Origin of the sequence: Ketobacter alkanivorans, from assembly GCF_002863865.1 — a bacterium.
GTDB lineage: Bacteria > Pseudomonadota > Gammaproteobacteria > Pseudomonadales > Ketobacteraceae > Ketobacter > Ketobacter alkanivorans.
This window is the reverse complement of record NZ_CP022684.1, coordinates 2689646-2704857: the sequence shown is the minus strand read 5'-3', so window position 1 is coordinate 2704857 and position 15212 is coordinate 2689646. Positions and strand designations below refer to the sequence as shown.

The window sequence follows — 15212 nt, the reverse complement described above, 5'->3', positions numbered from 1 at the left end:
TAGATATTATATTATAATCAATACAATCGAAAGGAATGGAATCCATGAGATACGAACTACCACTATTAATTGCTTTCACTTTTCTGGCATCGTGTTCGACGAATCCTGCCAATCCATCAGATCAAAATCAGTTTTGTTATTATCTGTACAGTAATGAGCGTAACAGTTCTAATGAGCTGTATGACGAGGCGATCGAAATTATTATGAAGGACTATGGAGAGGGTGATCTCAGTTCTGAGAATTCAATCTCAATAGAGAAAGCACACAATCAATTAATGGTGGCGGCTTTGATTGGGCACCCGGCTGCAATAAGATACGGATGTAACATGGGCCTTGAAGACATGGCACCCTCTGACTTTCAGTCGGATGGAAAACTATTATGTTCCGCAATCTATAAAATGAAGCCGGATGATGGTGTATTCCTACATGAAGAAATAAAAAGCATGGTTGTTGAGTTCTCCCAGTATGAGGGGAATAAAGCGAAGATTGATAATGTTGCCAGCAATGTATGTATAGTGAACTAATCTTTAATCGGTGCTTTTACAGGTGTAGTTCAAACGTACTTTGGTGTATTGGACAGTTTCTTGTGGTGTGGTGGAAGTGCCCAATACACCAAAGTACGTTTGAACATAAGTCATAGGTTATGACGTGGCGGCCAACGGTGTGATGTTGGAGGTTTCCTGTGGTTGATCGGTACCTATGTGTGAAAGTACTTCAGGCTTGCCTTTACAGGCAGCGATGATCTGATCTTTATGCTTTGAGAGCAGCAACCCGAGTTGTTCGGCTTCCTGTTCGTTGATACTATCGGAATGACGGGCGAGTAATGCTGCAAATCCTTCGGCTAGTTCCAGCATTTTGTCATGGGCATCAGCGTCTTTTTTGTCATCAAACATACTGCCATCTCTATCGCATTTCCACATTGCCACAACAGCCATGTATCACCTCGTGGAGTTTATTGTTGATTGAGTTAATACTGTATAGGTATACAGTATTATTGGCAAGTGATAAGTAGCCATTATGTTGAGGAATCAATGAGCATTACAGTCGGTACAGTTAAGGAGCTTTGGCGTTACCCTGTTAAATCAATGGTGGGGCAAACCACCAGCACGGCAACCATTACTGAATCAGGCATGCTGGGTGATCGTGGTTGGATTGTGCGAGATGACACCATCAATGAGAATGTGGTGGTGCGCACGCTGCCCAAGCTGTTGTTGTTTGCCGCTGAATACCTGCAAGAACCCGTTGGTAATGCCATCCCTAATGTTCGCATTACGTTCCCGGACGGTACGCAGGCTGATTCCTCTGCTCCAGATATTAATAACAAGCTTTCAGCGGCGTTGGGCAAGAGCGTGTCTCTTTGGCCATTGCAATCGAGTCGTAACTGGCGTCATTACAGGTTATCCGGGGTGATGGGCAGTAAGGAAATGAAGCGAATGTTTGCTTCAAAGGAGCTGCCTGACTTCTCCTCAATTTCATGGAAATTGCTGACGGAGCTTATGATTTTTTCGACGCCACTGGGCCGATATCATGATGTGTATCCGTTGCATGTGGTGACGACGGGCGCGCTGAGTAAGATGAAAGAGCTTGAGCCCGGTGCTGATTTTGGCCCCCATAGATTCAGGCCCAATTTGGTTATTGAAAGCAATGAGGGCGTGGTGGATTTTGATGATTTCAGTTGGGTTGGCGGTAAATTATCGATCGGATCGAACGTTGTCATTCAGTGTGAGTCACGAACGGTACGATGTTCCATGCCCGCTCAACCACAATTTAATTGCGCTAAAGACAGCAGCGTTTTACGCTCGATCAACTCCCACACTCAGCGACACTTCGGCATCAATGCCTCGGTGCTGAAACAGGGCCAGATTAAAGTAGGGGATGAAGTCAGGTGGGAGCCAGGTAAGGATTCAGCGTTAAGCAAAAAGCTGGATGGCGTATCTGGTTATTTGAAAAACAAGGTCAGTCATAGTTTGCTTAACGCTATTGATCTTATAGTAAAAAAATAAACCCAATTAATAACAGGAATATCACTATGTATACCCTTACCCACGATGGCGACAAAGTTGGCACCACTAAACTTGAGCGCGGCGATCCGACCATACACGCAGTTTCAGGGCTGTTTGATAACGTGGGTGGTGCCAAGGCATTGGCTGGATGGATTAAGAGCATTGGTGGCGAAGAGGATAACGGTGTTGTGTTTATTGTGTTAAACGATGCGTTCACCTTGGTTGATCATGCAGGAAATACCATAAAGTTTGCAGAAGGGAATTTGATAGCCGTGCCTGGAGAGGATGAGGCGTTTCTGGATATTACGGGTTTGTCCGCCGAGGATTATCATACGTACTTTGCAAAGCACGTTAGCGCAATGAGTGATGACAGCTAGCGCGGTTAGTCCCCCGGCGGCCTTCTTTCAAGAATGTTTTTGCTCATCTCTGTGTTCAAGGTGCCTTCTACCAGTTGGGTGCGGCGTTGCAATGCAGCCTTGGCGACCATGTAGGCCGACACCGGTGCGGTAATAAACAGGAACAGGCTGATGACCAGTTCATGAATGGATAGGCCGTCACCTCTTAGTGCATGCAAAGCCATGGAGGCAATCAGAATGCAGCCGATGCCCAGCGTGGTGGCTTTGGTGGGTGCATGCAAGCGGGTGTAAAAATCGGGCAGTTTAACCATGCCCAACGCACCAATTAAAATAAAGAGGCCGCCTGTCATCAGTAAAAAAGAGGCAAATACCTCAATCCAAAACACCATAATGTTCCCTCCTCTATTCGATTATGTCGCCACGCAGCAGGTACTTGGCCAGTGCAGCGGTACTGACAAACCCCAACATGGCAATCAGCAGGGCGGATTCAAAATACATGTCGCTGGAAAAGTATAGGCCCAGCAACACAATCAATGCGATGCTGTTGATGTAGAGAGTATCCAGCGCCAGAATGCGATCTGCTGTGGAAGGTCCCGCCAGCAGACGAATGGTGTTCAGTACCAGAGCCAATCCCACCATCACGGATACCACCATCAGTACGGTTGTCAGCATGCGAAGATCTCCCGTAGTGGCGCTTCGTAGCGCGTCTTGATTCTTTGGATAAGGCTTTGTTCATCGTCCACATGCAGTGCGTGGATATACAGCCATTTCATATCCTCGGAGAAATCTACGCTGACGGTGCCCGGTGTTAGTGAGATGGTGCTGGCCAGCAGTGCCAGCGGGAATTGGCCAGTCAGATCCAGTGGCAAGGCGATCAAGCCAGGACGTAACAATCGGTTTGGTTTGAGGATGCGGTTCGCTACTTCAAAGTTCGACACCACGATATCGCCCAGCACCATTAGGACGTATCGCAAAGCACGCAGCGGCTTTTTTACCCGCGCATGGGGATCACTCAATGGCGCGGCAACCCAGGGGATCATGATGGCGAGGATGAGGCCGAGGGTGAAATGTCCGGCACTGAGATCATTCAGCAGCAGCCACACCACCAACAAAATGCAGGTGTGCAGCGGCATGGGAAAGAGTCGTTTAAGCACGGTCACCTCCTACTTTCAGGCCAAGAAGCATGTCCTGGGCTGCCCGTTGCGCATACTGCGTTATGGTGTCGGCAAAAGCCACCATCAGTGGTAAGGCGATCACCAGCAGGCAAACGGCGGTCAGCTGTACCGGTGATACGCGAGTTGGGTTTGAATTTTCACCCCGTGTTCGCCAGAACAGGGTGCCACCGCTACGGGATAGCATGATCAGTGCTGCCAGGCTGGCCAACAATATGGGGGGCCAGATCCAGCCAGCCTGCTCACTGGCCAGAGCGGCTTTCAGCATCAATGCTTTACCGATAAAACCGGATATGGGGGGCATGCCGATCAGAGCCAGTGCCGCCAGGAAGAACAGCGCCCCCAGCAGTGCCGGTTGAGCCACCGGGCGCGCCTGCACAAAACGATCTTCAGCCTTGCCTCGTTGATTGATGATCAGGCCTGCGATCAGGAACATCAGGGCCGTGGCCAGGGTGCTGTGGATCATGTAGTAGATGGCGCTGGTGGTGGCCTCCAAGGTGTTGAGGGCCACCATTAAGAGCAGGCTGCCGATGGATACGATCACCAGATTGGCCGTCAGAGCTCGCAGGGTTTGGCTGGCGAGCGTGGCGACGACGCCGACTGCGAGGGTAAGCCACGCCAACGGCCATAGCCAGGGCTGAGCGATGTTGGCCAGATCTCCGGCGTTGTCACCAAAAATGCTGCTGTGCACTCGCCATAGGCTGTAGATACCGACTTTTGTCATAATGGCAAACAGTGCAGCCACCGGGGCCGGTGCCACTGCATAGGCACGGGGCAACCAAAAATGCAGTGGCATCATGGCCGATTTCAATCCAAACACCACCAGTAACAACATGGCTCCGGATTTGGCCAGTTGTACATTGTTCGCGGGGATGTGTGCCGCCCGTTGCTGCATGTCGGCCATGTTGAGGGTGCCGAAGGTGCCGTACATGATTCCCAGGGCAAATAAGAACAAAGCAGATCCGGCCAGGTTAAGTGTTACGTAATGGACGTTGGCCAGAGTCTTTTGCGGGCCGCCACCATGAATCAGCAAGGCATAGGATGCGATCAGCAGGATTTCAAAGAATACGAACAGGTTGAATAGATCGCCGGTGAGAAACGCCCCTTGTATACCCAGTGCCTGAAACATCAGCAAAGGGTGCAGGAATTTGCCGTGTTGGTCTTCACCGCCACAGCTGTAAAGTTGTACACACAGCAACAGGAAGGCGGTCAGTACCAGTAATAGAGTGGCGAGGTGATCCACAACCAAGACGATGCCGAAGGGCGCTTGCCACTCCCCCATGGCGTATACCAGGGTACCTTGTTGATCCACCTGTAATAACAGGTAAACCGCCACTGCCAGCTGCAGCAACGCCAGCAGTGTGCCGGTTACCCGTTGCCTGCGCAGGGTTGTGGCCAGCGGTGGTGATAACAGCAGAACACCGCCCAGCAGGGGAATCAATAGCGGCAGTACCGGTAAATGCTGCAGCATCAAGAGTGCTTCCTTGTTTTTCTGGATGGGGTTTTCTGGGTTTGACTATGGAGGGCCTGGTTCTTTTCAAGTCGATCTGCCAGTGCTTCCTCTACGGCTGTGCGTTCCGGGGGCAGCTCACGCCCATCGACTTGGTCGTTGCCCAGATCGGCGCGGGCCCGTATGGCCAGTATCAACACGAAGGCCGTCATGGCGAATCCAATAACGATAGCTGTGAGCACCAGTGCTTGGGGTAGTGGATCGGCGTATTGTTCGCTGTGTCCAATAATGGCGGCACCATTTACGGTTAGGCGTCCGCTGGCAAACAGAAACAGATTCACGGCGTAAGACAGCAGGGTAAGCCCCAGAATGACGGGAAAGGTTTGTGCCCGCAGCATCAGATAGATGCCGGCGGTGGTCAGCACGCCTACACTCAAAGAGAAGGTAAATTCCATCAGTTATCCCCCGCCCCCAGGCGCTCGTTGGTGGTGAGTTTACCCAGGTTGGCCAGAATCAGCAGAGTCGCGCCAATTACGGTGAGATACACGCCAAAATCGAACACCATGGCACTGGCCAGTTCAAATTCACCGACAATAGGCAGATGGAAATGATCAAACCAGGTAGTGAGGAAGTTGCGATCAAAGGCCCAGCTGCCAAGCCCTGACAGGGTGGCGATAAACAAGCCACTGGCGATGAGGCCCAGGTAGTTAATGGGCATGCGCTGCTTCATCCACTCGACACCATGGGCCACGTATTGCTGGATGAGGGCAATGGCGGTAATGAGTCCGGCGATAAAGCCCCCTCCGGGCATATTGTGGCCGCGCAGGAAGATGTAAGCGGATACCAGCAGTGCCAGGGGCAGTAAACTTTGCGAAACGACCGCCAGCAGGAATGGATGGCGTTCTTTGGACCAACGAAACCCTTTGCTATCGGCGGACGGCATAAACACCAGCATCTGTTGCAGCAACTTGTAGATGCCCAGCGCGGCAATGCCCAGTACGGTGATTTCCCCCAAGGTGTCGAAGCCACGGAAATCCACCAGAATGACATTGACTACGTTAGTGCCGCCACCACCGGGCTTGCTGTTCTCAATAAAGAAATCAGAAATGCTGTTCAATGGTTGCCTGGTTAGCATGGCGTAACAGAGCGTGCCGATAACGCTGCCGAACAGAGCGGCGATGCTGAAATCACGCACAATGATGGTAAATGGGCTGTCGATAACCGGGCTTTTCTGTGGCAGGAAGAACAGCGCCAACAGGAATAGCAGTATGGTTACCACCTCTACCGACAGTTGTGTCAGGGCAAGATCCGGCGCTGAGAAATAGGCAAAGGCGATAGAAACAACCAGCCCCACCACCGAGAGGGCAATCAATGCCACCAGGCGCAGATGGCTCCACCATAAGGTGACAAAGGTGGCGGCGATCATCAGCCCGGCACAGAAGCCCACCACCCAGTTGATAGGCAGTTGAGGATGTTTGCCAGCGGTGTTTACCAGGTTAAATAGCGGTGCAGCGCTCACCACCAGCGCCAGCAGTATCAGTAGAAACATGGAGCGTTGCAGTGCGCCATTATCCAACCAATTGTGCAGCGTGGTGGCTCGGGCGATGAGTTTTTGCACCAGGCCCTCGAATACGTATTTGGCGTCGCGATCGGTGAATTGATCCTGAAAATCGAACAGGTGGCGACGGTTGATATATAAGGTCAGGCCACCCACAACCGCCATCCCGCTCATCAGCAGCGGGAAATTGAAGCCGTGCCATACCGCCAGGCTGTAACTGGGCAGGCTGCTTTGCAGCACCGCCATAGAGGCGTTATCCAGCAAGTCCCCCACCATAAACTGTGGAAAGATCCCCACCAACAAACATAACACCACCAGAATTTCCACGGGGACCCGCATATAACGCGGTGGTTCATGAGGGGTTTTCGGCAGGTCGATGGGCTCACCATTGAAGAAGACATCGTGCATAAAGCGCAGCGAATACGCTACGGCCAACGCGCCGCCTGCCGTGGCCAGCAGTGGAATCCACCAGGAAAGTGCTCCCAGGGTGTATTGATGCAGGGTCTCTGTAAACAGCATTTCCTTAGACAGGAAGCCGTTCATCAACGGAACCCCGGCCATGGACGAGGCCGCTACCATGGCCAGGGTGGCGGTATAGGGCATGTATTTCCACAAACCGTTCAGTTTGCGCATGTCGCGGGTACCTGATTCGTGATCAATGATACCGGCGGCCATAAACAGGGATGCCTTGAATACGGCGTGGTTAATGATATGGAACACGGCCGCCACGGCTGCCAGATCGGTGCCCAGGCCCAGTAGCAGCGTGATCAGGCCCAGATGGCTGACGGTGGAATAAGCCAGCAGGCCTTTGAGGTCGTGTTTGAACAAGGCGATATATGCGCCCAGCAGCATGGTGGCCATACCGGTAAGTGAGACGGCAACAAACCAGGCTTCGGTGCCCGCCAGCACCGGGTAGAAGCGGGCCATCAGAAACACCCCGGCTTTCACCATGGTGGCGGAATGCAGGTACGCCGACACCGGTGTGGGGGCAGCCATGGCATGGGGCAACCAGAATTGGAACGGAAACTGAGCCGACTTGGTGAAAGCCCCCAATAAAAACAGGGCCAAAATGGCGGGATAATAAGCACTGTTTCGCAGCAGATCCCCTTTGCTTAATACTTCCCGCAGCTCATAGGTGCCTGCAACTTCGCCAATCAGCAGTAATGCACCCAATAAGGCCAAACCTCCGGCACCTGTGACGGTCAGTGCCATGCGAGCCCCTTTGCGCGCTTCACTCTTATGCCACCAGAAACTGATCAGCAGGAATGAGCTGATGCTGGTCAGTTCCCAGAACAGCCACAGTTGCAGCAGATTGCTGGACAGCACCACACCGAGCATCGCCACCATGAAAAACAACAGGTAGGCATAGAACAGGCCCATGTTATCGGCTTCAGAGAGGTAATAGCGGGCATAGAGAATGATCAGTAAGCCAATCCCCAGGATCAGCAAACAAAACAGAAAGGCCAGGCCATCCAGGTGCAGGGACAGTTCAAGCCCAAGCAGAGGCACCCAGGGAGCCGAGAATGTGGGCACTTCGCCAGAAAACACATGTGGGGCAAATTGCAGAAGGATGCCCAGCGCTAACGCGGGCATCAGTGCTGTCAGCCAGGCGCTGAGGCTGCGCCCACCTCGGGCGAAAATCAACGGCAGCAGGATGCCCATCATAGGCAACAGCAGAATCCATAACACACTCATGCAACCAAGAGCCTCAGGTAACGGAAATAATGTTTAGTTATCAACATGAAAAGATAGCATGAAAGCGTTGTGGACGTTAGATGGTTAGTGCGGTTGTTGTTACTCAGGCTGTTGTGATTTTCGATATTCCCCGGGAGAGCTTCCCATCCAGCGGCGAAATGCGCGAGTAAAACTGGCGGTATCGGTATAGCCAAGATGAATTGCCAACTCGTCCAGTTTCATGTCGCTGGCGCGCAGCAGTTGCAGCGCAACCTGACGGCGCTCTTCATCCACCAGAGCGCGAAAGCTGGTGTTCTCCTGATCCAGTTTACGACGCAGCGTACGCGCTGACATTGCCAGACCATGGGCAACCTCGTCCAGCGTTGCAATCAGGCCTAGCGGCCCAAGCAATTGCTGTCGTACCTGGTTCGACAGCCCGGCTGTCGTTCTGGCCTGCAGTTGTCGTTGGCATTGTTCGTCCAGAATACGCACGAGGTGGCTATCGTAGGTAGGCAGTGGCTTGTCCGCGTCCTGGCTGCTTAACAGGATGGCGTTGTGATCGCTGTAGTAATTGGGCCTGATGCCGCAGATCTCTTCAAGGTAATTGATATACTCGGGTGGTTCGCCTTTGAATTCAATCGAGATGATATTAAAACCCGCCAGGCTCAGCTCCTTCAGTAGCGTGATGGCCGTGGCCATATCCCGTTCCAGCAGGAACTGGCGCAGATGACTGGGGATGGCATCGGGATCCATGCTGAGCCCAAAGCACGCGCCCTGATCAAATGATTGCATACGACAGTAAGCGGTGCTGAGCGGAAGATAACGCAGGGCCAGGGTAGTGGCCTCCCTCAGGGTTCGGCTGGTGCGCAGAGCAAAGCCCCAAATGCCGAAGGTAGCCATGTTGTACTGCAAACCTAATGTGAACCCGAGCGCCGCAACCTCGGGCAGTGCCAGAATGAGATTTTCGATCAGGCGCATCTCTTGAGAGCGCTCGATCAGGGCGTTGCTGTCCTGTAGCTGGGGTTCGGAAATGCCGGTGCCCAGCAGACAGGTATCCTGATCCACGCCGAGGTTCGCGGCAAAGTTAATCATAACCTGACTGATGGCGACAGGGTGCAGGATGGCTTGGGTGTTTGGCATAGCCAAAGTTTAGCCGATCGATCTGATCCGGGGTAGCTGGCCATTAGTGTCGGGTGAAAGGCCATTAGTGCCCTGTGTCGGTTTGAGGATGTTCGCTACAGTGAAATACGTGTTATTCATTGGAGTTCGGTTATGTCGCAGGATCTTACCATCCTTAACAAACAGGCCATCGCAGTTGCTCGGCGGCATATGGGGCGGGTCGCGTGGCTGACCATGGCACTGGTGGTGTTTGTGGTGGCTGCTTTTGTAACGAATCTAGTATTGTTTGCCCATGGTATGTTGCCTGTGTGGGTGGCAACTCTGTTAATGGGTGCACTGACTTATATGTCATACACACCCCTGCACGAGGCGGCCCACGGCAATATTCATGGCAGCAATGATCAGCGCAAGTGGTTGAATGATCTGTGCGGCTATGTGGTTGCGCCCTTGATCGCGGTGCCCTATGCCTCCCATCGACATGAGCATTTCACTCATCATCGTTATACTAACCAGCCGGATAAAGATCCCGATTACATTATCAGCGGCATGAGTAAAGGCCCACTAAGTGCGCTGTTGACGGTGTTGCGTTTTTTGTGGATTCAGAACAGTTTTTTCGCCCGGCAGCAATGGTCGGCCGCGCCGGTTAAAGAGCGCATCATTTATTGTGCCGAGGTATTGGTTTCGCTGGGCTGGCGGGTTGTGGTTGTGGTCACAGTGGATCAACCTGGGGTGTCGGTGGTGGTTGTGGTGGGCTATTTGTTGGGTGGGTTTTTTACCGCTTACTGGTTTGCCTATCGCCCCCATATTCCGTATCAAGATCCTACTCGTTATCGCAACACCAACAGTTTGATCATGCCGTTGTGGATGAAACCTTTCGAATGGTTTTGGCTGGGGCAGAATCTGCATTCAATTCATCATCTGTTTCCACGCGTTCCGTTTTATCGTTACCATGCCGTGCATCGGGAAATTGAGCCAATTCTAAGGGCTCATGGTACGCCGATTGTCGGAATCTTCAGTCGCAAGCCGATCACGTCTTAGTAGGGATTTTGTAGTAGGAGTTTTAGGGGCGTGCGCACTCACTAAGTGCCACAAAATGTGCGCTGAACTTTTTCCTCGGGTTGCGGCGGTTGTTGGTAGGCAAGATATTCAGCATGCTCCTTATAGGGATCGGACAGTGCCTGCAGCAGAGATTCAAACACTGAATAATCACCTCGTTCTGCAGCGGCGATGGCTTCGGCGACGCGGTGATTACGGGGGATGATGGCGGGATTTGCTGCCAGCATGCGTTGGCTGGCGCAAGTCGCATCCTGCTCTCGCTGGGCAAGCTGTTGTTGCCATTCATCCAGCCATTCGTGCAGATTACGCTCCAGGTTTGAGGTTTTGCGACAGTCCGGTAAGTCCAGCAGAGTCATCACCGGGCTGCGGTCGTCTTGAGCTTGGGTGATGTGGCTGAGGCGGCGAAACAACAGCGTGTAATCAAGCCTGCCCTCTTCCATCAGCTCCAGTAAGGTTGCGGTACGTTGCAGGTCGCCTGCTTCTACTTGGCTGAATCCCAGCTTGCGCGCCATGCCCTGCTCCCAGGCCTGGCTGTGAATTCGGCTATAGTCTTTCAGAATAGCGGTGGCCTGTTCCACTGCGGTATCTTCATCACCAGGGAACAGAGTTAACAGTGATTCCGCCAAGCGAGCAAGATTCCACTGGCCGATGGCGGGCTGATTCTGATAGGCGTAGCGACCGTTCTGGTCGATGGAGCTGAACACCTTATTGGCACTGAAAGCATCCATAAATGCACAGGGACCATAGTCGATGGTTTCGCCGCTGACGGTCATGTTATCGGTATTCATCACACCATGAATAAATCCAAGCAGCAACCATTGTGCAATCAAGTCTGCCTGCCGTTGACAGATTGCTTTGAACATTTGTAAGTAGCGATCTTCGGCGTGAATGTCGATGTGCGGATAATGGCGGGCCAGCACATGATCAGCCAATGCGCATAGCGCTTGTTCATCCTGACGCAGTGCGAAAAACTGAAAAGTTCCCACTCGAATGTGGCTGGCGGCGATGCGAGTGAACACGGCTCCGGGTTCTGGGCGTTCCCGCGTCACGGGCTCGCCGCTGCTGACTACGGCCAAAGCTCGTGTGGTGGGTACGCCCAGTGCGTGCATTGCCTCGCACAGAATATATTCACGCAATGCTGGCCCCAATGGTGAGCGGCCGTCACCACCACGGGAAAACGGTGTGCGACCACTGCCTTTAAGTTGAATGTCGCGCAGCTCGCCTTGCTGATTAATGACATCCCCCAGCAGGATGGCACGGCCGTCCCCCAGCTGCGGATTTAACTGCCCAAATTGATGGCCGCAGTAGGCCATGGCCAACGGGTCGGCCCCATTGGGCACAGTGTTGCCTGCCAATATGTCTGCAATGTCTTGCGCCGAGCAGTGGGTGTGATCAATCCCCAATTCGTCCGCCAGAGGGGCGTTAAACCTTATTAACTGTGGTGCCTTTACCGGCGTGGGCGATAAGCGCTCAAAGCAGGTACTGGGCAGCTTGGCGTAGGCATTAACGAAGGGAATCTTCATACAGCAGACATTCTCATTGAGTAGACTCGTTACAGCTTATCAGTTGACCGCATCCATCAAAAGCCAAATGCGGCAAGCAATGCCTAAAGTTCGTTTGCGCGTGCTTCAAGGGTTGTTTTGGTGATATTTCAATTTGATGATCACTATGTGATGAAATAAGGTGATAATGCGTGCAAGCAAAATCAGGCGAACCGTACCTGAGCTGATCCGTGGATTGGATTAAACAATTTTACCAACAAGCGAAAATAATAAGGGCCACATAATATGATTACCGTACATCATTTGGAAAACTCCCGCTCTCAACGGGTGCTTTGGTTGTTGGAAGAGCTGGGGCTTGAATACGAAGTCAAACGCTATGAGCGCGATAAAAAAACCAAGCTTGCACCGGAATCGCTGAAAGCGGTTCACCCTTTGGGTAAATCCCCGGTGATCAGTGATGGTGAACAGGTGGTGGCTGAGTCCGGCGTGATTACGGAATACCTCATTTATCGGTATGGTGCCGATGACATGAGATTTGAAGTGGGCTCTCAGCAGTGGTTGGATTATAGCTACTGGATGCATTATGCAGAGGGATCGTTGATGCCCCTGCTTGTGATGAAACTGATTTTCAGCCAGGTGAAAAAAGCGCCTATGCCATTTTTTGTTAAGCCTGTTGCCCGGGGCATTAGTGATAACGTTGTGAAGTCGTTTGTTCAGCCCAATATAGAAACGCATCTCACCTTTGTGAATGATCACTTAAAAGGAAAGAACTGGTTTGTTGGGGACAAGTTCTCGGGAGCGGATGTGCAGATGATTTTCCCAATAGAAGCTGCCTCGGCAAGAGCCAGTGTGAAAGAGAAGTTTCCTGAAATACAGCGCTATATGGAGCAAGTGCATCAGCGCCCTGCGTATCAGCGGGCGTTAGAGACAGGTGGCCCGTATCAGCTTATGAGTTAGAGTAAAAGGCGGCCGCCAGCGAGCCGTTGGCAACCAATGCGATTATTTGGTTGCCAACGGCTCATGCTGACGGTGGGTTATGACCTCAATTCAGATCAAATCGATCTGCGTTCATGACTTTGTTCCAGGCGGCGGCAAATTCATGCACAAAGGATGCTTTTGCATCATCGCAGGCATACACTTCCGCCAATGCCCGCAGTTGTGAATTGGAACCAAAGATCAGATCAGCGCGGGTGCCGGTCCACTTTACTTTACCGCTGGCGCGATCGCGTCCTTCGAATGAGTCGCCACTTTCCGAGGTGGGTTTCCACTCGGTGCTCATATCCAACAGGTTCACAAAGAAGTCATTGGTGAGCGTTTCAGGTTGGTGAGTGAATACGCCGTGTTGCGATTGCCCAACGTTAGCATTCAATACTCGCAGACCACCCACTAGCACAGTCATCTCCGGCGCGGTGAGCGTCAGTAATTGCGCTTTATCCAATAGCAGTTCTTCTGCGGGGACAGAAAATGGCCTTTGCAGATAGTTGCGGAAGCCATCTGCCAAAGGTTCCAGTACTGCAAAAGCTTCGGTGTCGGTTTGCTCCTGTGACGCGTCGGTTCGCCCCGGCGCAAAGGGGATTTCAATATCAACCCCGGCGTTTCGTGCCGCTCTCTCCACCGCAGCACAACCACCCAGCACAATCAGATCGGCCAGTGACACGCGCTTGTTGCCTGATTGCGCGCCGTTGAAGTCTGCCTGAATACGTTCGAGCACCTTAAGCACCTTGGCCAATTGTTTGGGTTGGTTAGCCTCCCAATCTTTTTGCGGCGCCAGACGAATGCGTGCTCCGTTGGCACCACCGCGCTTATCTGAGCCGCGGAAGGTGGATGCCGATGCCCAGGCAGTGGCAACCAGTTCCGAAATAGACAGCCCCGATGCCAGGGTTTTGTCTTTTAGCTCTGCGGCATCGGCACTATTGATCAGCTCGTGATCCACAGAGGGCACTGGATCTTGCCACAGAAGCTCTTCTGCCGGGACTTGATTGCCCAGATAGCGAGAGCGAGGGCCCATGTCGCGATGCGTGAGTTTGTACCAGGCGCGGGCGAAGGCGTCGGCGAATTCAGCGGGGTTCTGGTGGAAGCGCCGCGCAATGGGTTCGTAGATTGGATCAAACCGCAATGACAGATCCGCTGTGGTCATCATCGGGGGGTATTTTTTTGCAGGGTCGTGGGCGTCGGGAATCATATGTTCGGATTTTACATCCTTGGCCACCCACTGATGCGCGCCAGCAGGGCTTTTGGTCAACTCCCATTCATAACCAAATAGCATATCGAAATAACCGTTGTCCCATTGTGTTGGATTGGGTTTCCACGCGCCTTCGATACCACTGGTGGTGGTATCACTGCCTTTACCAGTGCCATGGCTGTTTATCCACCCAAAACCCATTGCTTCGATGGGGGCGGCTTCCGGCTCTGGGCCTACCAGGCTCGGATCGCCAGCACCGTGGGCTTTACCGAAGGTATGACCCCCAGCAACCAAGGCAACGGTTTCCTCATCGTTCATCGCCATGCGGCCAAAGGTTTCCCGCACATCGCGGCCGGATGCAACGGGATCTGGGTTGCCGTCCGGGCCTTCTGGGTTTACGTAGATCAACCCCATTTGCACGGCGGCTAATGGGTTGTCCAGCTCACGCTCGCCGGAGTAACGGCTGTTGGCTTTATCGCTGGTGGCCAGCCACTCGGTTTCAGCGCCCCAATAAATATCTTCTTCGGGTTCCCAGATGTCTTCACGGCCGCCACCGAAACCGAAGGTTTTGAACCCCATGGAGTCCAGCGCACAATTACCCGCCAGGATCATCAGATCGGCCCAGGAAATTTTGTTGCCATACTTTTGCTTGATAGGCCACAGCAAGCGGCGTGCTTTATCCAGATTGCCATTGTCTGGCCAACTGTTGAGTGGTGCAAAGCGCTGAGAGCCAGAGGAGGCACCACCACGGCCGTCACCGGTGCGATAGGTGCCTGCGCTGTGCCATGCCATGCGGATAAAAAGCGGGCCATAGTGACCGTAATCGGCTGGCCACCAGTCTTGTGAATCGGTCATCAACGCGTGTAGGTCTTTGTTTAATGCGTCTAAATCAAGCTTTTTGAATTCTTCTGCGTAGTTGAATTCCGGGCCCATAGGATCAGACAGAGACGAGTTCTGGTGCAGAATTTTAAGATTCAGCTGATTTGGCCACCAGTTGCGATTGGATGTGCCGCCACTGGTTGTGTTGCCCATTGCGCCGTGCATTACCGGGCATTTACCTGTTGCTGTGTCATTTTTACTGTCCATATCGATCTCTCTCGCGGCTGTAGTATGGGGTTACGTCGTTACTTCATAGTAGTC

General features: G+C 52.7%; 14 protein-coding genes and 1 pseudogene. 5 read left to right on the top strand and 10 right to left on the bottom strand.

Going from position 1 to position 15212, the window contains the following annotated elements; translation table 11 throughout:
• Positions 1-44: 44 nt before the first annotated feature.
• Entirely contained in the window at positions 45-524 is a 480-nt protein-coding gene (locus Kalk_RS11595; RefSeq protein ID WP_101894403.1) for a hypothetical protein, read from the top strand.
• 117 nt (positions 525-641) lie between these two features.
• On the opposite strand, the gene Kalk_RS11590 is transcribed toward Kalk_RS11595, so the two are convergent.
• Positions 642-935 (bottom strand): YebG family protein, encoded by a 294-nt coding sequence (locus Kalk_RS11590; RefSeq protein WP_101894402.1) that lies wholly within the window; start codon positions 933-935, stop codon positions 642-644.
• A 96-nt stretch (positions 936-1031) separates the two neighbouring features.
• Between Kalk_RS11590 and Kalk_RS11585 the strand changes: the two genes are divergently transcribed.
• Both Kalk_RS11585 and Kalk_RS11580 read left to right on the top strand, forming a co-directional pair.
• Positions 1032-2003: an MOSC domain-containing protein gene (locus Kalk_RS11585; RefSeq protein WP_101894401.1), complete on the top strand. Its 972-nt coding sequence runs from the start codon at positions 1032-1034 to the stop codon at positions 2001-2003.
• 26 nt (positions 2004-2029) lie between these two features.
• On the top strand, positions 2030-2380 hold the full coding sequence (locus Kalk_RS11580; RefSeq protein WP_101894400.1) for a hypothetical protein: 351 nt from the start codon (positions 2030-2032) through the stop codon (positions 2378-2380).
• Positions 2381-2385: 5 nt separating this feature from the next.
• Here Kalk_RS11580 and Kalk_RS11575 read toward each other — a convergent pair whose 3' ends face one another.
• From Kalk_RS11575 to Kalk_RS11545, 7 genes and pseudogenes are all read right to left on the bottom strand, one after another.
• Positions 2386-2748, bottom strand: a complete 363-nt coding sequence (locus tag Kalk_RS11575) for a Na+/H+ antiporter subunit G (RefSeq protein WP_101894399.1) — start codon at positions 2746-2748, stop codon at positions 2386-2388.
• A 13-nt stretch (positions 2749-2761) separates the two neighbouring features.
• The gene (locus tag Kalk_RS11570; RefSeq protein ID WP_101894398.1) at positions 2762-3031 is read right to left on the bottom strand and encodes a K+/H+ antiporter subunit F; all 270 of its coding nucleotides are present in this window, start codon (positions 3029-3031) and stop codon (positions 2762-2764) included.
• On the bottom strand, positions 3025-3513 hold the full coding sequence (locus Kalk_RS11565) for a Na+/H+ antiporter subunit E (RefSeq protein WP_199767900.1): 489 nt from the start codon (positions 3511-3513) through the stop codon (positions 3025-3027). Before Kalk_RS11565 ends, Kalk_RS11570 begins: the two co-directional genes overlap by 7 nt.
• Entirely contained in the window at positions 3506-4999 is a 1494-nt protein-coding gene (locus Kalk_RS11560; protein WP_407656826.1) for a monovalent cation/H+ antiporter subunit D, read from the bottom strand. Before Kalk_RS11560 ends, Kalk_RS11565 begins: the two co-directional genes overlap by 8 nt.
• Positions 5000-5121: 122 nt before the next feature.
• Positions 5122-5436, bottom strand: a pseudogene (locus tag Kalk_RS11555) (Na+/H+ antiporter subunit C); the annotation flags it as partial.
• Positions 5436-8234: a monovalent cation/H+ antiporter subunit A gene (locus Kalk_RS11550; protein WP_101894394.1), complete on the bottom strand. Its 2799-nt coding sequence runs from the start codon at positions 8232-8234 to the stop codon at positions 5436-5438. The gene Kalk_RS11550 and the pseudogene Kalk_RS11555, both read right to left, overlap by 1 nt.
• A 99-nt stretch (positions 8235-8333) precedes the next feature.
• Positions 8334-9353, bottom strand: a complete 1020-nt coding sequence (locus Kalk_RS11545) for an AraC family transcriptional regulator (protein ID WP_101894393.1) — start codon at positions 9351-9353, stop codon at positions 8334-8336.
• A gap of 132 nt (positions 9354-9485) precedes the next feature.
• On the opposite strand from Kalk_RS11545, the gene Kalk_RS11540 reads away from it, so the two are divergent.
• On the top strand, positions 9486-10370 hold the full coding sequence (locus tag Kalk_RS11540) for a fatty acid desaturase family protein (protein WP_101894392.1): 885 nt from the start codon (positions 9486-9488) through the stop codon (positions 10368-10370).
• Positions 10371-10411: 41 nt separating this feature from the next.
• On the opposite strand, the gene Kalk_RS11535 is transcribed toward Kalk_RS11540, so the two are convergent.
• The gene (locus Kalk_RS11535; RefSeq protein WP_101894391.1) at positions 10412-11911 is read right to left on the bottom strand and encodes a protein adenylyltransferase SelO; all 1500 of its coding nucleotides are present in this window, start codon (positions 11909-11911) and stop codon (positions 10412-10414) included.
• 264 nt (positions 11912-12175) lie between these two features.
• Between Kalk_RS11535 and Kalk_RS11530 the strand changes: the two genes are divergently transcribed.
• Positions 12176-12847 carry a glutathione S-transferase gene (locus tag Kalk_RS11530; RefSeq protein WP_101894390.1) on the top strand — a complete coding sequence of 224 codons (672 nt, stop codon included), beginning with the start codon at positions 12176-12178 and terminating at the stop codon, positions 12845-12847.
• Between the two features lie 85 nt (positions 12848-12932).
• Here the strand turns inward: Kalk_RS11530 and katG are convergent, their stop codons facing one another.
• Complete coding sequence (gene katG / locus Kalk_RS11525; protein WP_101894389.1) at positions 12933-15158, bottom strand: catalase/peroxidase HPI; 2226 nt, start codon at positions 15156-15158, stop codon at positions 12933-12935.
• Positions 15159-15212 lie beyond the last annotated feature (54 nt).